The sequence below is a fragment of the Leifsonia sp. P73 genome (assembly GCF_051059105.1).
Lineage (GTDB): Bacteria > Actinomycetota > Actinomycetes > Actinomycetales > Microbacteriaceae > Leifsonia.
In genome coordinates, this window is record NZ_CP194931.1 from 1356611 (window position 1) to 1373551 (window position 16941).

General features: G+C 72.1%; 16 protein-coding genes and 1 pseudogene. 7 read left to right on the plus strand and 10 right to left on the minus strand.

Going from position 1 to position 16941, the window contains the following annotated elements:
- Positions 1-49 precede the first annotated feature (49 nt).
- On the minus strand, positions 50-1405 hold the full coding sequence (locus ACQ86L_RS06875; RefSeq protein WP_434318231.1) for a maltokinase N-terminal cap-like domain-containing protein: 1356 nt from the start codon (positions 1403-1405) through the stop codon (positions 50-52).
- Entirely contained in the window at positions 1402-2757 is a 1356-nt protein-coding gene (locus tag ACQ86L_RS06880) for a M23 family metallopeptidase (RefSeq protein ID WP_434318232.1), read from the minus strand. Before ACQ86L_RS06880 ends, ACQ86L_RS06875 begins: the two co-directional genes overlap by 4 nt.
- A gap of 341 nt (positions 2758-3098) precedes the next feature.
- On the opposite strand from ACQ86L_RS06880, the gene lepB reads away from it, so the two are divergent.
- The gene (gene lepB, locus ACQ86L_RS06885) at positions 3099-3809 is read left to right on the plus strand and encodes a signal peptidase I (RefSeq protein WP_434318855.1); all 711 of its coding nucleotides are present in this window, start codon (positions 3099-3101) and stop codon (positions 3807-3809) included.
- Between the two features lie 4 nt (positions 3810-3813).
- Here the strand turns inward: lepB and ACQ86L_RS06890 are convergent, their stop codons facing one another.
- Positions 3814-4734: a siderophore-interacting protein gene (locus ACQ86L_RS06890; RefSeq protein ID WP_434318233.1), complete on the minus strand. Its 921-nt coding sequence runs from the start codon at positions 4732-4734 to the stop codon at positions 3814-3816.
- A 127-nt stretch (positions 4735-4861) separates the two neighbouring features.
- Between ACQ86L_RS06890 and ACQ86L_RS06895 the strand changes: the two genes are divergently transcribed.
- The 3 genes from ACQ86L_RS06895 to ACQ86L_RS06905 are packed head-to-tail and all read left to right on the plus strand — an operon-like array spanning position 4862 to position 6074.
- Positions 4862-5329, plus strand: a complete 468-nt coding sequence (locus ACQ86L_RS06895; protein WP_434318234.1) for a hypothetical protein — start codon at positions 4862-4864, stop codon at positions 5327-5329.
- Positions 5330-5362: 33 nt separating this feature from the next.
- Positions 5363-5692 (plus strand): YciI family protein, encoded by a 330-nt coding sequence (locus ACQ86L_RS06900; RefSeq protein WP_434318235.1) that lies wholly within the window; start codon positions 5363-5365, stop codon positions 5690-5692.
- A gap of 25 nt (positions 5693-5717) precedes the next feature.
- The gene (locus ACQ86L_RS06905; RefSeq protein ID WP_434318236.1) at positions 5718-6074 is read left to right on the plus strand and encodes a PLD nuclease N-terminal domain-containing protein; all 357 of its coding nucleotides are present in this window, start codon (positions 5718-5720) and stop codon (positions 6072-6074) included.
- A gap of 12 nt (positions 6075-6086) precedes the next feature.
- Here ACQ86L_RS06905 and ACQ86L_RS06910 read toward each other — a convergent pair whose 3' ends face one another.
- The 4 genes and pseudogenes from ACQ86L_RS06910 to ACQ86L_RS06925 form a co-directional block, all read right to left on the minus strand.
- Complete coding sequence (locus ACQ86L_RS06910; RefSeq protein ID WP_434318237.1) at positions 6087-7859, minus strand: glycoside hydrolase family 35 protein; 1773 nt, start codon at positions 7857-7859, stop codon at positions 6087-6089.
- Between the two features lie 64 nt (positions 7860-7923).
- Entirely contained in the window at positions 7924-9273 is a 1350-nt protein-coding gene (locus ACQ86L_RS06915; RefSeq protein ID WP_434318238.1) for an ABC transporter substrate-binding protein, read from the minus strand.
- A gap of 47 nt (positions 9274-9320) precedes the next feature.
- Positions 9321-10255: pseudogene (locus ACQ86L_RS06920) on the minus strand (carbohydrate ABC transporter permease).
- Positions 10255-11181 (minus strand): carbohydrate ABC transporter permease, encoded by a 927-nt coding sequence (locus tag ACQ86L_RS06925; RefSeq protein ID WP_434318239.1) that lies wholly within the window; start codon positions 11179-11181, stop codon positions 10255-10257. The pseudogene ACQ86L_RS06920 and the gene ACQ86L_RS06925 overlap by 1 nt, the downstream one beginning before the upstream one ends.
- Before the next feature lie 186 nt (positions 11182-11367).
- On the opposite strand from ACQ86L_RS06925, the gene ACQ86L_RS06930 reads away from it, so the two are divergent.
- Positions 11368-12438: a LacI family DNA-binding transcriptional regulator gene (locus ACQ86L_RS06930; RefSeq protein WP_434318240.1), complete on the plus strand. Its 1071-nt coding sequence runs from the start codon at positions 11368-11370 to the stop codon at positions 12436-12438.
- 6 nt (positions 12439-12444) lie between these two features.
- Here the strand turns inward: ACQ86L_RS06930 and ACQ86L_RS06935 are convergent, their stop codons facing one another.
- On the minus strand, positions 12445-13242 hold the full coding sequence (locus tag ACQ86L_RS06935) for an SDR family oxidoreductase (RefSeq protein ID WP_434318241.1): 798 nt from the start codon (positions 13240-13242) through the stop codon (positions 12445-12447).
- A 71-nt stretch (positions 13243-13313) separates the two neighbouring features.
- Here ACQ86L_RS06935 and ACQ86L_RS06940 point away from each other — a divergent pair, with 71 nt between their 5' ends.
- A complete protein-coding gene (locus ACQ86L_RS06940; RefSeq protein WP_434318242.1) occupies positions 13314-14174 on the plus strand; it encodes a sigma-70 family RNA polymerase sigma factor in 861 nt (286 codons plus the stop codon).
- A 68-nt stretch (positions 14175-14242) separates the two neighbouring features.
- On the opposite strand, the gene ACQ86L_RS06945 is transcribed toward ACQ86L_RS06940, so the two are convergent.
- Both ACQ86L_RS06945 and ACQ86L_RS06950 read right to left on the minus strand, forming a co-directional pair.
- Positions 14243-14623 (minus strand): VOC family protein, encoded by a 381-nt coding sequence (locus ACQ86L_RS06945; RefSeq protein WP_434318243.1) that lies wholly within the window; start codon positions 14621-14623, stop codon positions 14243-14245.
- Between the two features lie 42 nt (positions 14624-14665).
- A complete protein-coding gene (locus tag ACQ86L_RS06950; protein WP_434318244.1) occupies positions 14666-15022 on the minus strand; it encodes a YciI family protein in 357 nt (118 codons plus the stop codon).
- Between the two features lie 200 nt (positions 15023-15222).
- Here ACQ86L_RS06950 and ACQ86L_RS06955 point away from each other — a divergent pair, with 200 nt between their 5' ends.
- Positions 15223-16875: a thiamine pyrophosphate-binding protein gene (locus tag ACQ86L_RS06955; protein ID WP_434318245.1), complete on the plus strand. Its 1653-nt coding sequence runs from the start codon at positions 15223-15225 to the stop codon at positions 16873-16875.
- Positions 16876-16941 lie beyond the last annotated feature (66 nt).

Here is a 16941-nt window from a genome sequence, read left to right on the forward strand (position 1 = left end):
CGGGTAACACGCCCGGCGCCGCGGTTGCGCCTCCGGGCCGCCGCCGGCCTCAGTGCGCCACCCCGGCCGCATCGCTCAGCAGCCGGTCGACCGCCGCGCGCGGGATGGGGATCCAGCTCGGCCGGTGCCGAGCCTCGTAGGTGATCTCGTAGACCGCCTTGTCGAGTTCGAACGCCGCCAGCAGCACGGCGAACTCGTCCAGGACGTCCCCGGCCACGCTCGCGTAGCCGTCCAGATACGCCTTCCTGGCGTCCGCCGCCCACCGGGAGGCGTCGATCGGGTCCTCGCGCCGGGCGAGCGAGCCGGCGACGTAGTCGAAGGAGCGCAGCATTCCTGCCACGTCGCGCATGGTCGCGTCGGGCAGCGCGCGCTCGGCGAGCGGCCGCAGCGGCTCGCCCTCGAAGTCGATGAACTGCCAGCCGCGGGCGGGCGAGAACAGCACCTGACCCAGGTGAAGGTCGCCGTGGATGCGCTGCAACACGGGCAGCGGAGCGGTCGCGGCCGCTTCGTAGACCGTCGCGATCGCCGCCCGCAGCGTCTCGACCTCCGGGACCTCCGTGGTCGTGATCGTGAGTCGCTGGAACATCCCGTCGAGCGCGACGCGCACGTCGTCGGGCTCGGCGCGCTTGGTCGGCAGCACGCCCGCGAGCAGGCGGTGCAGCTCGGCCGTGCCTGCGCCGAGGGCGAAGGCGCGCTCGGTGAAGTCCTCGCCCGCCTCGGCCGCGCTGACCGCCAGCTCCCAGCCGTCCTCCGCGCCGGGGACGAAGTCCTGCATCAGCGCGAGCTCCCCGGCGGCCGCGCCGCCCTCTGGCGCAGGCCACGAACCGGTCAGCCAGCCGAGCAGCGCCGGCGTGCGCTCCGAGCCGCCCGCCGTCAGCGCGGCGAGCGTGGAGATGTCCGGGTTCTCACCGTCCTGCACCACCCGGAAGACCTTCACGAGCGAGAGCCGGTCGCCCAGCTCGGCGACGATGGAGGTGTTCGACTGCTCCGCCGACAGCCGCCTGGACGACAGCACGGGGATGCGCTCGCCGAGTGTGTGGCCGCTCGCGCGGGCGTGCTCGCCGTCCGCCGCCCCTGCCCCGGTCATCAGCGCCGCGAGCGCCGCGACGTACGCCTCCTCGACCGGCCCGTCGTAGAGGTACCGGCCGCCGGCCTCGCCCACGTACCCGGCCGGGTCGCCGTCCCTGCGCACGCGCGCGACCAGCGGCACCTGGTAGACGCGGGGCGTGCGCGGCGCGTCGTCGCAGAAGAAGTGCGTCACGATCCGGGATCCGTCGTCCGCGCTCTCGGGCGCGCGCTCCAGTTCGAAGGAGCCCAGGAGCCGCAGCCTCGGCTCGAACGCTTTGGTCGAGTACCAGCGCTGGCGGCGCATCCACGAGCCCACCAGCTCCGTCAGTTCCGTCATGCCTGAACCGTACGCCCCTCAGCGGGTTCCGACGATGACCCCCGGGCCGCGAGGAAGGGGTACGGATCAATCTGCACGCCGTTCACCCGGACTTCCAGATGCAGGTGGCATCCCGTGGAGGCGCCGGTCGAGCCGACCTGCGCGATCGGCTGCCCGACCGCGACGTGCTCGCCGACCGTCACGCCGATTCCGCCGTCCCGGATGTGCCCGTAGGCGGTCTCGACGCCGCCGCCGTGGTCGATGAGGATGAAGTTCCCATACGACCCGTTCGGGCCCGCGGCGAGGATGGTGCCCGCTGCGGCGGCGACGATGGTCGTGCCGCACGCCGCGCCGATGTCGTCGCCCGGGTGGAAGGGCGCCGTCCCGGCCGGGCGCGACGGCCGCGGGCCGAACGGGTCGGTCATCGGGCCGTGCACGGGGAGCGTCCATCCCGCCGCGATGGCGGACGGGTCGACGGTGAGCGCCTGCCAGCCGGTCCCGGCGGTGAGCACGGTGGGGAGCTGCGCGAGCGCGGCGGAGGCCGAGTCGACCTGCGCCTGCGCGTCCGTGACCGCCTGCTGGCTGGCGCCGACGTCGATGCCGGCCAGCGCGTCGGCCGCGTGCTTCGCCTGGCCGCTCAGGGTGGTCGCGGCCTTGGCGTCCGCCGCGGCGTCGCGCAGTGCGGTCACCCGGTCTCCGGAGAGCGTGCGCAGCCGGTCGACGGCCCCGAGCTTCGAGAGGAGGTCGCCGTTCGTCCCGAGCACCGCCGCGAGCGGGTCCGACCCGAGACCCTTCCAGCCGGAGGCGCGGATCAGCGCCGTCGCGAAGGCGGCGGAGGCGTCGGCCTTCTTCTTCGCGGCCTTCGCCTGCGCGGCGAGCGCGGCGGACGCGGCCTGCGCCTGGGCCTGCTCGCGCTGCGCGCCGAGGTTGGCGTCGGTGGCGTCGGCGAGCGTCTGCTGGGCCGTTGCCAGGTCGCTGGCGAGCTGGGCCGCCTGCTCGACCTGGGCGATGTCGGACTGCACGGTGCCGCCGAGGTCGGGCGGTACGAGCAGCGGGATGTCGTCGACCGGGTCGGGGGCGGGCGCGGGGGGCGGGGTCGGGGTGGGCGTGGGTGTCGGGGTGGGCGTTGGCGTCGGGGTGGGCGTGGGCGTCGGGGTGGGCGTCGGAGTCGGGGTGGGAGTCGGCGTAGGCGTCGGTTTCGGCGTCGGGGTGGGTGTCGGCGTCGGCGAGGGTGTCGGCGCGGGTGAATCGTCCGGATCGGGCGTCGGCGTCGAGGTGGTGCAGTCCGTGCCCCGGCACTCGTCGGCCGAGGCCGGCAACGGCGCGAGCACGAGCCCGGTCGCCAGGAGCAGCGCCGCCGCGTGGGCCAGCACCCTCAGGAGCGATCGGCCGTCCGGGGTCGGGCCTCCCGGGACGCCCCCGCGCAGCCCGGCGGGACCACCCGGAAAGGGCAACGGACCGGCGGCACGGAGGGCCGGATCGCGGCGGATGCGCCCTCCATCGCCGCGGCGCGGAGGTTCGCGTCGTGTCAGCAGTCTGAAGCGCGTCAACGCATCCCGCATGATCACGCGGGCACCCGACGGGCGTCGGGCCGGCCCGTCCTCCGATCCTTTCACCGCGCCGGGCCGGAGGACAATCCCTCGTCAGGGGGTCGGATGCGTCTCACAGCCTGGGCACGCTAGCGTGAAGCCTTGTGACCGACAGCACCGAGACCATGCGACCCCGTCGAGCCACCCGCAAGTCCGGCTGGAAGGTGCTCCTCCGCGACGTCGTGGTGATCTTCGTGATCGCGGTGCTGGTCTCGTTCCTGATCAAGACGTTCGTGGCCCGCTCGTTCTACATCCCCTCGGGCTCGATGGAGAACACCCTCCAGATCAACGACCGGATCATCGTCAACGAGCTGCAGCCGTCGGTCTTCCCGCTCTCCCGCGGGGATGTCGTCGTGTTCAAGGATCCGGGCGGCTGGCTGCCCGCCGCGGCGCCGAAGACCGGCAACCCCATCCAGCAGGGCGTCGGGGCCGTGCTCGACTTCGTCGGCCTCGGCGCGTCGGACAGCGACCAGCACCTCGTGAAGCGCCTGATCGGCCTCCCGGGCGACCACATCACCTGCTGCAACGCGCTCGGTCAGATGAGCGTGAACGGGGTGCCGCTCAAGGAGCCGTACGTGCTGCTGCCGGCGGGGCAGCAGGCGGTGTCGGCCAAGCCGTTCGACGTGACCGTGCCTGCCGGCAAGGTCTGGGTCATGGGCGACAACCGCTACAACTCTGCGGACTCCCGGTACCACATGGACGACCCGACCAAGGGTTTCGTGCCGCTGAGCGACGTCGTCGGCCGGGCCTTCGTGGTGAGCTGGCCGGTGAGCCATTGGACCTGGCTGAGCAACTATCCCGAGACGTTCTCGGGCACCGAGGTCAACGGCAAGTAGCGCGCTAGGCCTGCTCCGCCCGCCCCAGCCGCCAGTACCCCATGAACGCCACCCGCCCGCGGTCGATCCCGTGCCCGCGCACGAGGAGCCTGCGGAGCGTCTTCACGACGCCCGACTCCCCCGCGATCCAGGCGTAGAACCCGCCGGAGGCCTCCCCCGGGCTGTCCCACAGGATGTCCGCGTCCACGTCGACCTCCTCCAGGCGCTGTGTGCGTCCCGCTGCGGCCGCCGCGACCACGTCCAGGTGCCCGGCCAGCCAGCCGGTCACCGCAGGGAGGAGGGCGCAGCCGTGCTCGCCGCCGTCCCGCGGCACCCACGTGACCTCGACGTTCCGTCCGACCCGGAGCGGCAGGGCATCGGCGCCGGTCGGCACCTCGATGAACGCGTGCGCCGTGCGCGTCGGCGGCAGCGCCTCCAGGATCGAGGCGATCGCCGGGGCCGCGGTCTCGTCGCCCGCGAGGAGCAGCTCGGTGGCCTCCCCCGGCCTCCAGTCGATGCCGACCCCGGAGTGCGGGCTGAGCGCGTCCGGACCGATCACCACGAGCTCGTCCCCCGGCGCCGCGGAGGCCAGCCAGCGAGCGGCCGGGCCGCCGTCTCCGTGCACGACGAAGTCCACGTCGACGCGGCGCTCGTGCGGGTCGACGTCGCGCACCGTGTAGGTGCGGAACGGATTGCGGCGGTGCTCGGGCAGCGCGCGCCAGTGGCCGTACCAGTCGCCCGCGTCGAGCGGGCTGAAGCTGCCGTCCTGGAGCGGGAAGACCAGCTTGATCCGCTGGTCCAGCCGCTCGATGCCGAAGGTCTCGAACTCGTCGCAGGAAAGGCTCACGCGTGCGAAGCCCGGGCTCAGCCTCCGGAGCCCCAGCACCTGCGCGCGATACGGCCGGTACGCCGGACGATCGGTGAGCGGCGTGGCGAGCACGGGCACAGCGGTTCCCTTCGGGCCGGGGAGCGGGGCGGGAGGATGAGTAAGGTAAGGCTACACTAACCAGATCGGACGACCGCTCGGGCGGGACGCTGGACGCCCCCGCCGCCCGCACAGTATCGTCGGGCGCGTGACGACCGCGCACCACCACCACCCTCTGCTCGGGAGGGACGCGCGCCTGATCATCCTGATCACCGGCGTGCTGGCGGGCGCCGTCGTCGGCTTCCTGCACATCATCGACTATGAGCTGGGCAGCGACACCAAGCGCGAACTGCTCAGCCCGCAGCTCTTCCTCTACGGCCCGGCGGCCGCGGGCGTGGGGTTCGTCAGCGCGGCCGTCCACTACGCCTGGTTCGCGCGCGCCCGGCCGGGCGGCATCCACTGGTGGCGGCACGTCTGCGCCACGGCGAGCGCGTTCGTGGTCGCGTACGTCGGCTACATCCTGCTCTGGCTGACCACGCCGGCGACCTACCTCGGCTGGTTCAGCGAGCCGCTGGGGGCCGCCGCTGTGGCGGGGACCGTGGAGTACGTCGTGTACCGGCTCATCCTCGGGCGACGGAATGTCGAGCGGCGGCCGCTCCGTTCGACGTCCGAGTGAACCGACAATCCGATTCCGAAAGGACCCACCCCGATGAAGTACATGATGTTCGTGATCACCGACTCCCAGCCGGACACCGAGACCGACGAGTCCGACGTCGACCTCTGGGTGGACCCGCTCGACGCCAGCGGCAAGCGGATCATCGGGGAGGTGCTCCAGCCGCAGTCCGAGTCGCGCGTCGTCCGCGTGCGCGACGGCAAGCGCTACGTGACCGACGGGCCCTTCACCGAGACGAAGGAAGTCATCTGCGGCTTCGACATCCTGGACGTCGAGGACCTGGACGAGGCCATCGAGATCGCCTCCCGGCACCCGATGGCACGCAATGGCCAGCTGGAACTGCGGCCCTTCATGGTCTGGGGGTGAGCGGGCCTCACCCTAGACTCGGCGCATGGCCGTCGTCCCCCTGCTGATCCTCGTCTTCTTCGTCGTCGCACTCATCGACATCATCCTGCGCGACAGCAGTCAGGTGAAGCACCTGCCGAAGGTGGCCTGGATCTTCATCGTGATCCTGCTCCCGCTGATCGGGGGCGTGCTGTGGTTCGCGGTCGGGCGGGAGTACAGCGGCGCCGGGTACCGCCGCCCGCGGGGGACGTACGTCGTCCGCGAGCAGGCGGCCCCGGCCGCCCGGCCGCTGTCGACGGAGGAGCAGCTGGCCGCCCTCGAACGGGAGATCGAGGACGACCGCATCCGGCAGCTGGAGGCCGAGCTCCGCAACCGCCGCGACCTCGACCCCGACCCCTCCTGACGTTCCTCGGCGTCAGAAGTCGGTGTGGCCGAGGCGCGGCTCGGAGACGAACGCCGCGGTCGCGTCGGCGGCGGACTCCAGCTCCAGGATCACGAGCTCGTTGCGCCCGGCGCGGGTGATCGGCGCGGGGACGTGCAGCGTCTCCTGGGGGCCGCGGGTCCAGTAGCGGCCGAGGTTGAAGCCGTTGATCCAGGCGACGCCCTTGCCCCATCCGGTCGTGTCGAGGAACAGCGTCCCCTGCTCCTCCAGGTCGAAGGTGGCGCGCGCGAACACCGGCCCGGCGAGCCGCTCGGGTTCGCGCTCCACCGCGATGCCCGCGGCGTCGAGCTCGGCGCGCACGGAGTCCAGCGATGGCAGGGGCAGCGGGAGCACGCTCCAGCGCCGCAGTCCCTCGCCGTTCAGCCGGACCGGGCCGATCAGGCCCTTCGGCTCGCCGATCCGGGGGCCGTAGTCGACGCGGCCCTGGTCCTCCACGAGCACGGTGAGCGTGCCGCGGCTCGGTGAGAGGGTGATCGCGCTGTCGTGGTGGTCGCGGGCGAGCACGCCGACGCGGGTGGAGCCGACGAAGACGTAGGCGCGGTCGCGCACCTCGCCGAACTCCAGCACCGCGGGCTCAGTCGTGTCGATCTCGGTGCGGTAGAGCCCGAACCCCGCGTAGTGACCGAGCGCGTCGAAGGTCGGGAGGTCGTCGGTGTGCTGCCAGTCGCCCAGCTTCGGCGCGACCGCGAACAGCGGGACGGCGTCGAGGAACGGCACGCTGAACGCGGGCGCGGCGGCGGCCACGACGGGCTCCTCCGCGGGGACCGGCGCGTGCTTGACGATCACGTCGCGGAACGCCCAGAACTTCTCGGTGGGCTCTCCCGCCTCGTCCAGCGGGGCGTCGTAGTCGTAGCTGGTGACGATCGGCTGGTAGACGCCCTTGTCGTTAGCGCCGTTCGTGAAGCCGAAGTTCGTGCCGCCGTGGAACATGTAGATGTTGACCGAGGCGCCGAGCGCGAGAAGCTCGTCCAGGTCGGCGGCGGACTGCTCGACGGAGGTCGTGTGGTGGTGCGCGCCCCAGTGGTCGAACCAGCCGTCCCAGAACTCGGAGCACATCAGCGGGCCGGTCGGCTGGTGCTCGCGGAGGGTGGCGAGCCGTTCGCGCGAGCGGGAACCGAAGGAGGCCGTCTTGAGGAGGCCGGGCAGCGAGCCGTTCTCGAGCATCGCCGGCTCCGGCTGGTCGACCGTGGTCAGCGGGACGGTGATGCCCGCGACCCGGATGACCTCCACGAGGTGCCGGAGGTAGTCCTTGTCGTCGCCGTACGCGCCGTACTCGTTCTCGACCTGCACGAGCAGCACCGGGCCGCCCTCCGTCACCTGCAACGGGCGGACGATCGCGAGCACCCGCTCCAGGAACGCCGTGACCGCCGCCAGGAACACCGGCTCCGAGCGCCGGATGCCGACCGCCGGGTCCGTGAACAGCCACGCCGGCAGTCCGCCGTTGTCCCACTCGGCGCAGATGTACGGCCCGGGCCGCACGATCGCGTGCATCCCCTCCTCCTGCACCGTGCGCAGGAAGCGCGCCAGGTCGAGCGCGCCTTCCGCGGTCCACTCGCCCGGCCGCGGCTCGTGGGCATTCCACGGCACGTACGTCTCGACGGTGTTCAGGCCCATCAGCCGCGCCTTGCGGATGCGGTCGGCCCAGTCGTCGGGGTGGACGCGGAAGTAGTGGATCGCCCCCGACAGGATGCGGTGGGGACGGCCGTCGAGGAAGAAGTCGTCCCCGGCGATCTCGAACGTGCTCATGTGCTCTCTCCTCCCCGGGCGCCCGCCGTACGACAGCGGACGCCCGAGGGCCGGTGGATGGTTGTTACTTGCCGCTGACCGTGAAGCCCTGCTGGTTGCCGTAGCTCACCAGCGCCTTCTGCCAGGCCTGCAGGCCGGGGTTCAGGCTGGAGTTCGAGGTGTACGACTGGCCGACGGTGTCGCCGTAGATGCTGTTCGCGTAGACCTGGAAGGGCAGGTACTGCCAGCCGGTGGAGACGTTCTTCGCGCCGTCGACGAGCACCTCGTTGATCTTCTGGCCGCCGAAGTACTCCGGCGCCTGGGCGAGGAAGTCGGACGAGTTCAGGTCCTTGGTCGTGGACGGGAAGCCGCCGGACCGCAGGAACACCTCGATCGACGCCGGGTCGTTGTTCAGCCACTTGAGGAAGCCCGCGGCGAGCGCCTGGTTCTTCGACTGCTTGAGCACGACCTGCGCGCCGCCGCCGTTCTCCGCGTTGGTCGGGGTGCCGTCGTAGGTCGGGATGGGCGCGACACGCCACTGGCCGGAGCCGTCCTTGACCGAGGACTCCAGCACGCCGGGCATCCAGGCACCGGTGACCAGGGTCGCGATCGAGCCGTTGCCGAGCGCCTTGAACCAGTCGTCGCTCCAGCCGGGGACGGTGGAGAGCAGCTTGCCCTGCACCAGCTTGTCCCAGGTGCCGGTCCACTTCTTGCTGCCCTCGTCCTGCAGGTTGATCGACACCTTGGTGCCGTCCACCTGGAACGGCCGGCCGCCGGCCTGCCAGATCATCGAGGTGGTGAAGCCGGAGTCGCCCGAGTCGCTGGTGATGTACTTGGTCGGGTCGGCCGCGTGCAGCTTCTGCGCGTCGGCGACGTACTCGTCCCACGTCTTCGGGACGGTCAGGCCGTACTTGTCGAAGACCGTCTTGTTGTAGAACATCGCCATGGGGCCGCTGTCCTGCGGGAGGCCGACGAGCTTGCCGCCGACGTTGACCGAGCCCCACGGACCGGGCGTGTAGTCGCTCTTGAGCGAGTCGAAGCCGTACTGCTTCAGGTCGACGAGCGAGTCGGAGAGCGCGAACTGCGGGATGGCGTAGTACTCGACCTGGGCGACGTCGGGCGCGCCGGAGCCGGCTTTGATCGCATTCTGCAGCTTGGTGTACTCGGTGGTGTTGGTGCCGGCGTTGACGAGCTTGACCTTCACCTTCGGGTAGGCCTTCTCGAACGCGGCGACCTGGGCCTCCGCCGACGGGGTCCACGACCAGTACGTGATCGTGCCGCCCTGCTTGAGGGCCGCGTCGACGTCGGAGGAGCTGCCGCCGCCGGTGGAGCCGGAGCCCGACGAGCACGCGGCGAGCGAGGCGCCGATGACGGCGCTCGCGACGACGGCGGTCGCCAACCGGCGCAGGTTCCGTGAACGCAGGATGCGCTTCATGGTGGTGTTCCTTTCACTTCCTTGTGGGTGGGAGGGACGTGCTGTGTTCACTGCTTGACGCTTCCGGCGGCCAGACCCGACTGCCAGTAGCGCTGGAGCACCAGGAACGCGGCCACGATCGGGATGATCGTGACGAGCGACCCGGTGATCACGAGGTTGAAGATCGGCTGGGCGCCGACCCCGGTCGCCTGCGCGCTCCACTGGCTGAGGCCGACCGTGAGGGGTACCAGGTCGGGTCGCTGAGCATGATGAGCGGCAGGAAGTAGTTGTTCCAGGTGGCGACGATCGCGAACAGCGCGACGGTCACGACTCCGGGGGCGAGGAGGCGGAGCGAGATGGTGAAGAAGGTGCGGAACTCGCCGGCGCCGTCCATCCGGGCGGCCTCCAGCAGCTCGGTCGGGATGGCCTCGCTGGCGTAGGTCCAGATCAGGTAGAAGCCGAACGGGCTGATCAGCGACGGCAGGATGACCGCCCACGGGGTGTTCGTGAGCCCCACCTGGCTGAACATCAGGAAGGTCGGGACGGCCAGCGCCGTGCCGGGCACCGCGATCGCGCCCAGCACGACGGCGAACACCAGCCGCTTCCCCGGGAAGTTGAACTTGGCCATCCCGTACCCGGCGACCGTGGCGAGCAGCGTCGCCCCGCCCGCGCCCACCACGACATAGAGGAGCGTGTTGCCGAGCCACTGCAGGAAGATCCCGTCGCGGTAGGTGAACAGCTGCGCGAGGTTCTCGAAGAGGTTGAAGTCCTTGCCGAACCAGAGCCCGAACGACGAGTACAGGTCGGGCTGGCTCTTCGTCGCGTTGACGATCAGCCAGACCAGCGGCACGAACGAGTAGAGCGTGAACACGATCATCACGACGGTGAGCACGGTCGACTTGCGGGTGCGGCGACCGGAGACCGGCGCGGCCGCACGGGCGGCGCGGTTGGAGCGGGCGGCGGCGCGCGAGGGCGCTTTGCGGCGTTCGGTGAGCGCGGTCATCAGCGGACCTCCTTGCGCGAGCCCCGGAGCTGGACGACGTAGGCGATCACCGCGGTGATGACGCCCATCACGATCGCGACCGTCGCCGCGTAGTTGAACTGCTGACCGGCGAACGACAGGTTGTAGGCGTACATGTTGGGCGTGAAGTAGCTGCTGATCGCGTTGGGCGCCAGCTGCTTGAGCAGGTTCGGCTCGTTGAAGAGCTGGAAGCTGCCGATGATCGAGAAGATCGTCGCGATGACGATCGCGCCGCGGACCGCGGGCAGCTTGATGCTGAAAACGGTGCGGAACGCGCCGGCGCCGTCGATCTCGGCCGCCTCGTACAGCTCACCGGGGATGACGCGCAGCGCCGCATAGAAGATGAGCATGTTGTAGCCCATGAACTCCCAGGTCACGATGTTGCCGATCGAGCCGAGGATCCACTGCCCGGCGAGCGGAGCCAGCTGCGTACCGAGCAAGTGGTTGACGCTCGCGGTCAGGCCGAACTGATCGCCGTAGATGAATCCCCAGATCAGCGCCGCGACCACGCCGGGGACGGCGTACGGCAGGAAGAGCGCGATGCGGAAGAACCCGGCGCCGTACAGCCGGGCCGAGTCGAGCGCGAGGGCCGCGACGAGCGAGAGGGCGAGCATGATCGGCACCTGGATGACCAGGAAGAGCGCGACCCGGCCGAAGGACTCCCAGAACTTCGCGTCCTGCAGCAGCCCGAGGTAGTTGTCGAGCCCGACGAACGCGTTGCCGCCGACGAGTTGCTGGCGGAACAGGCTGAGGTAGAGCGCGTAGACCACCGGCGCGACGATCATGAGGGCGAACACGACCAGGAACGGGGCGACGAAGGCCCAGCCGCGCCAGTCTTTTCGCGGACGGCGGAGGCGCCGCTGCGGGGATGCCGGCGGGGCGGCCGGCGTGAGGGACGTCGTTGTCATGGCCTTCCTCGGTGAATCGGTGCTCGCCGCGGCGTGCAGTGGTGTCCTGCGGTGTCTCGGCGGATGTTTACGTCAACATCTGGTTGCATACCCTAGCATGTTGACGTCAACATGATGCAAGTCCCGTTTCCGCCTCCGGGCTGTCGCGGCAGGAATCACCCTCAGCACTCACCAGAATGGGGAACCATGACCGAGTCGATCGCCGACCCGGCGCCCGCACGCCGCGGCGGCCGCACCCGCGGTCCGTCGCTCGGCGACGTCGCAGCGCACGCCGGGGTCTCCACCCAGACCGTGTCGCGCGTCGCCAACGGCCTGACCAACGTGGAGGGCGCCACCCGCGACCGCGTGCTGGCCTCCATGCAGGCGCTCGGCTACCGGCCCAACCGCGCTGCGCGGGCGCTGCGCTCCGGGCTGTTCCGCAACATCGGCGTCGTGATGTTCACGCTCTCGTCGTACGGCAACATGCGGACGCTGGACGCGATCGCCGGCTCCGCAGCGACCGCCGGTTACTCCATCACCGTCGTGCCGGTGGAGCGTCCCACCCAGCAGGACGTCAGCGTCGCCTTCACGCGCCTGCTGGAGCAGGCGGTGGACGGCATCATCATCGTCATCGAGGCCCACATCGTCGACCGCGCCGACGTGGAGCTGCCGTCCGGGCTGTCCGTCGTGGTCATCGACTCCACCGAGCGGCCCGACTACCCGCAGGTGGACACCGACCAGGCGGAGGGCGCGCGCCAAGCGACCGAGCACCTGCTCTCGCTCGGCCACGAGACCGTGTGGCACATCTCCGGGCCGGCCGACTCGTACTCGGCCGCGCGCCGCGAGCAGGCCTGGCGGGACACGCTGGAGGCCGCCGGGGCCCCGGTGCCGGAGGTGTTCCGCGGCGACTGGTCGACCACGGCCGGGTACGGCTACGGACGGGAGATCGCCGCGCGCCCCGAGATCACCGCGGTCTTCGCCGCGAACGACCAGATGGCGCTCGGCGTCCTCCGAGCGCTCCACGAGGCCGGCCGCCGGGTGCCGGCCGACGTGAGCGTGGTCGGCTTCGACGACATGGCGGAGGCGGACTCGTTCTGGCCGCCGCTGACCACGATCCACCAGGAGTTCGAGGCCACCGGCCGCCGCGCGGTCGAGCTGCTCATCGCCGAGATCGAGGGCCGGCCGGAGCCGGTGCGCTCGTCCGTGCTGCCCACCCGCCTCGTCGTCCGCGCCAGCACCGGCCCGGCGCCCGCCTCCCCCTCGCCGAAGGGCACGTAAACGCCCCTAAGACCGCGTTTTAGGGGCGTCTACGTGCCCCTCGACGGTCAGCTCAGGCGCGGTGCGGAGGAATTCGGCCCAGGTGGTGCGGCCGCGGCGGGCGTCGGCGCCGGCGAGGTTGGCGCCGGCGCGGTAGGCGGCGCCCACCTTCCCCGGCAGGCCGAAGCGCACGAACCGGCGCCGCAGGCCGCGCGCGTCGGCGTACTCGCGCAGCAGCTCCTCCGCCTCCAGCACCTCCGGCCCGGCCAGCTCGCCGGCCATCCCGGCGGGCGACCCCGACGCGAGCTCGGCCAGCCGTTCGGCGACCTCCCCGGCGTCCACCGGCTCGAAGCGGATGCGCGGCGCGGGAGCCACCGGCAGCTTGGTCATCCCGGCCGCCATCCGCAGCACGAGCTGGTGGACCTGCGCCGCCCGCAGGACGGTCGACGGCACCGCCGACGCCGCGAAGATCGTCTCGACCTGCTCCTTCGCCCGGAAGTACCCGATCGGCATCCGCCCCGCGCCGACCACCGAGAGGGTCAGGATGTGTCGCACGCCTGCGCGCTCGGCCGCGGCCGTGACGTTCGCCGCCGCGACGTCGTCGCCCTTCGCCCCTCCGGCGAGGTGGACCACGGCCTCCACGCCCGTCATGGCGGCGTCGAGGCCCGCACCGGTCATCACGTCGCCGACGACGTGGTCCGCCGCGCCACCCAGGGGCGCATGCCGGGTCAGCACCCGCACGGTCGCGCCGCGCCCCTCCAGCAGCGGCACCAGCCGCCGTCCGATCGTGCCGGTCCCGCCGGTCACCAGGATCCGTCCGTCCATGTCGTCCTCCTGTCACATCGAGGCGCACCGCCTCGTCGATAGGGTGACGAGCAGGTGACGGAGGATGTGACATGAGCGAGGACGACCAGCGGCTGGCAGCTCGCTTCGAGACCGCGCGCCCGCGACTGCGCGCGATCGCGACCCAGCTGCTGGGCTCCGCGGCCGACGCCGACGACGCGGTCCAGGAGGCCTGGCTCCGCCTCCGGCGCACCGATGTCGCCGCGATCGACAACCTCGACGCCTGGCTCACCACCGTGGTCTCCCGGGTCTGCCTCGACCAGCTCAAGAGCGCACGGCGGACGCGGGAGCGGTCGTGGGAGGTCCTCCCCTGGCAGGACGAGCCGGTGTCCGACCTCGGCGACCCGGCCGAGTTGGCGGCGCTCGGCGACCGGGTGAGCGTCGCGCTCCTGGTCGTGCTGGAGACGCTCTCGCCCGCCGAACGCCTCGCCTTCGTGCTCCACGACGTGTTCGGCCTCCCGTTCGACGAGGTCGCCGGGGTGCTCGACCGCTCCCCCGACGCCGCACGCCAGCTCGCCTCCCGCGCCCGCCGCCGGCTCCGGGAGGCGCCCCCGCCCGCGCGCCCGGCCCGGCGCGAGCAGCGCGGTGTGCTCGACGCCTGGCTGCGCGCGGTGCAGGAGGGCGACCTGTCGGCGCTGCTGGCGCTCCTGGACGATGGCGCGGTGCTGCACGCCGACTACGGGCGCGGACGGCTGCAGACCCTCGTGGGCGCGACCGCCATCGCCGAGCAGGCGACCCTCGCGGCCCGCCTCGCGCAGACCTCCGTCCCGGTGCTCATCGACGGCCGGCCGGGCGTGGCCGCAGTGGTCGACGGCCGGGTCGTGTCGGTCATGGCGTTCGACATCGCCGGCGGCCGCATCCGCGCCCTCGACGTGCTCTTCGACCCCGCCCGCCTCGCCGGCACCCACCTCTGACACCCGCCGAGGGGCACGTTGTTGTCACTTCCGCGCGCGAAAAGTGACAACGACGTGCCCCTCGGCGGTCAGCTCGCGCGCTCGACCACTTCGAAACGGTTGCCGTCGGCGTCGCGGGCCTGGAACATCGCGGGCACGCCGGGCCAGCGCAGCAGCGCCCCCACGTCCACCCCGCGCCGGGTCAGCTCCTCGTGGGTGGCGCCCGCGTCCGCGCTCTCGAACCGGACGCCCGTCTCGATGCCGGCCGGGACGTCCTCGCTGGCGGCCACGAGCGACACCGACACCGTCGACCCGGGCGGCGCCAGCATGATCCAGCGCCCTCCCGTCGGCAGCGGCGCGTCGACCAGCACGGCGAAGCCGAGCATGTCGCGGTAGAAAGCCAGCGCCCGGTCCTGGTCCTCGACCGGGATGCCGATGGTGTTCACTCCGATGATCCCTGTGTCCGTCATGACCGCATCCTCCTCTCGCCGTCGTCCTCCTGACAACGGGCGTCAGCCGCGGCTCACGAGCGGCCGCACCTCGATGCCGCCGTGCCCCTGCCGCGCCTCCGCGAGCGAGCTCGCCAACGCGACCGCCTCCTCCTGGCTCTCCGCCTCGATCACGTAGAACCCCCCGACGACCTCCTTGGACTCCGAGAACGGCCCGTCGGTGGGCCGTGGCTCACCGTCCGGGCCGGTGCGGACCGTCGTCGCCGTGGACGACGCCTGCAGCTCCCCCGCGGCACGCACCGCAGCGCCCGCCTTCTCGTTGAACGCCCGATGGGCGTCGTCGACCGCGGCGCGCCCCTCCTGGTCGAGCGCGTCCCAGCGGCTCTCGTCGCCGTAGATGAGGATCAGGTAGCCGGTCATGTCTCTCCCTTTCGTGGATGCCGAACACCTGGACGTCGAACGAGCGGCGCGTTTTTCGACAGCGGCTATACTGCTGACGTCCGGCCGTCCAACGGCCCGGTGCTCGAAAAATGGGCACGAAGCCGCGCTCGGCGGATCAGCAGCGCGCGAGACACATACGGATCATCGCACCCTCCGTTCCCGTCTCGAAAGGCACCGTCATGCCCTCCGTCTCCGCGCACGTCGCCGCCACCCTCGCCCGCCACGTCGACCAGGTCTTCGGGGTGATGGGCAACGGCAACGCCCACTTCCTCGACGCCATCGAGCGCGAGGGACGCGTCCCCTATACCGCCATGCGCCACGAGGCCGGCGCGGTCGTCGCCGCAGACGCGTACCACCGCGCGTCCGGGAGGCTCGCCGCCGCCACCGCCACCTACGGCGCAGGGTTCACCAACACCCTGACCGCGCTGGCGGAGGCCCGCCAGGCGCACATCCCGCTCGTCCTCGTCGTCGGCGACGAGCCGACCTCCGGCCCGCGCCCCTGGGGCGTGGACCAGATCGCGCTGGCCAGCGCAGTCGGCGCACGCACCTACACGGTCGGCCGCACCGACGCCGCGGCGACCACGGCCATCGCGGTCGAGCACGCGCTCACCTATCGCGTGCCCACCGTGCTCGCGATCCCGTACGACGTCGCCACCCGGGAGGCCGGCCCGGTGCCCGAGGCGCCGGCGCCCGCCCTCCCCGCACCGCTCGCCCCCGCCGGCCCGTTCGCGCGCGGCGCGATCGTCGACGCCGCCGCAGCCCTCGCCGGCGCGGAGCGGCCCTTCCTCCTCGCGGGCCGCGGCGCCTGGATCGCCGGCGCGGGAGACGCGCTCGGCGCCCTCGCCGACGCGACCGGCGCCCTCACCGCGGGCACAGCGCTCGGCCGCGGCGTGTTCCCCGACGCCCGCTACGACCTCGGCGTGACCGGGGGCTTCGGCGCGGAGGGCGCGATGGAGGCCGTCCGCTCGGCCGACGTCGCGGTCGTCTTCGGCGCGTCCCTCAACCAGTTCACGATGCGCTTCGGCGACCTGTTCGCGCCGGGCACGCGCGTCATCCAAGTGGACGTCGCCCCCGCCGCGACCCACCCGAACGTCGGCGCCTACCTGCGCGGCGACGCCCGCGTGGTCGCCAAGGCGCTGCTGGAGGAGCTGCGCGCGCTCGGCGCCGCACCCTCCGGCTGGCGCGAGTCGGCCGACCTCCCGGCACTCCGTACGCGCCCGGCCGGCGACGGCCTGGCCGCGGACGGCCGCCTCGACCCGCGCACGGCCGCGGCCCGCATCGGCGATTTGCTGCCCACGGACCGCGTCGTCGTCTCCGACGGCGGTCACTTCATCGGCTGGGCGAACATGTACTGGCCGGTCGCCTCCCCGGACCGGATGATCATGGTCGGCACCGCTTACCAGTCGATCGGCCTCGGCTTCCCGAGCGTCGCCGGAGCCGCCCTCGCGCACCCGGAGTCGACGATCGTGCTCACGACCGGCGACGGCGGCGGCCTGATGGCGCTGGCCGACCTGGAGTCCGCGGTCCGCGTCGCGGGAGGCCGCGGCCTGTGCGTGGTCTGGAACGACGCCGCCTACGGTGCGGAGGTCAACCTCTACGGGCTGAAGGGGCTCGCCCAGGGCCCGATGCGTATCCCCGAGGTCGACTTCGCCGGGCTCGGCGCGGCGGTCGGCGCGGAGGGCGTCGTGGTGCGGACGCCGGAGGACTTGGAGGCGCTGGCCCGCTGGGCGGCGCGCCCGGCTGCCGAGCGCCCGTTCCTGGTGCTGGACCTGCGGATCTCGGGCGATGTGGTGGCGCCGTATCAGGAGGAGATCATCCGGGTGAACTCGTGAACGACGGTGACTGCGTGGCGCGCTGACCGAGCCCCCGCGATGGCCGATAGTGACTGACGTACCTCC

Coding starts and splice junctions, on each gene's coding strand:
- ACQ86L_RS06875 (WP_434318231.1), bottom strand. CDS start 1,405: ATGACGGAACTGACGGAGCTGGTGGGCTCGTGGATGCGCCGCCAGCGC.
- lepB (WP_434318855.1), top strand. CDS start 3,099: ATGCGACCCCGTCGAGCCACCCGCAAGTCCGGCTGGAAGGTGCTCCTC.
- ACQ86L_RS06900 (WP_434318235.1), top strand. CDS start 5,363: ATGAAGTACATGATGTTCGTGATCACCGACTCCCAGCCGGACACCGAG.
- ACQ86L_RS06905 (WP_434318236.1), top strand. CDS start 5,718: ATGGCCGTCGTCCCCCTGCTGATCCTCGTCTTCTTCGTCGTCGCACTC.
- ACQ86L_RS06910 (WP_434318237.1), bottom strand. CDS start 7,859: ATGAGCACGTTCGAGATCGCCGGGGACGACTTCTTCCTCGACGGCCGT.
- ACQ86L_RS06915 (WP_434318238.1), bottom strand. CDS start 9,273: ATGAAGCGCATCCTGCGTTCACGGAACCTGCGCCGGTTGGCGACCGCC.
- ACQ86L_RS06925 (WP_434318239.1), bottom strand. CDS start 11,181: ATGACAACGACGTCCCTCACGCCGGCCGCCCCGCCGGCATCCCCGCAG.
- ACQ86L_RS06930 (WP_434318240.1), top strand. CDS start 11,368: ATGACCGAGTCGATCGCCGACCCGGCGCCCGCACGCCGCGGCGGCCGC.
- ACQ86L_RS06935 (WP_434318241.1), bottom strand. CDS start 13,242: ATGGACGGACGGATCCTGGTGACCGGCGGGACCGGCACGATCGGACGG.
- ACQ86L_RS06940 (WP_434318242.1), top strand. CDS start 13,314: ATGAGCGAGGACGACCAGCGGCTGGCAGCTCGCTTCGAGACCGCGCGC.
- ACQ86L_RS06945 (WP_434318243.1), bottom strand. CDS start 14,623: ATGACGGACACAGGGATCATCGGAGTGAACACCATCGGCATCCCGGTC.
- ACQ86L_RS06950 (WP_434318244.1), bottom strand. CDS start 15,022: ATGACCGGCTACCTGATCCTCATCTACGGCGACGAGAGCCGCTGGGAC.
- ACQ86L_RS06955 (WP_434318245.1), top strand. CDS start 15,223: ATGCCCTCCGTCTCCGCGCACGTCGCCGCCACCCTCGCCCGCCACGTC.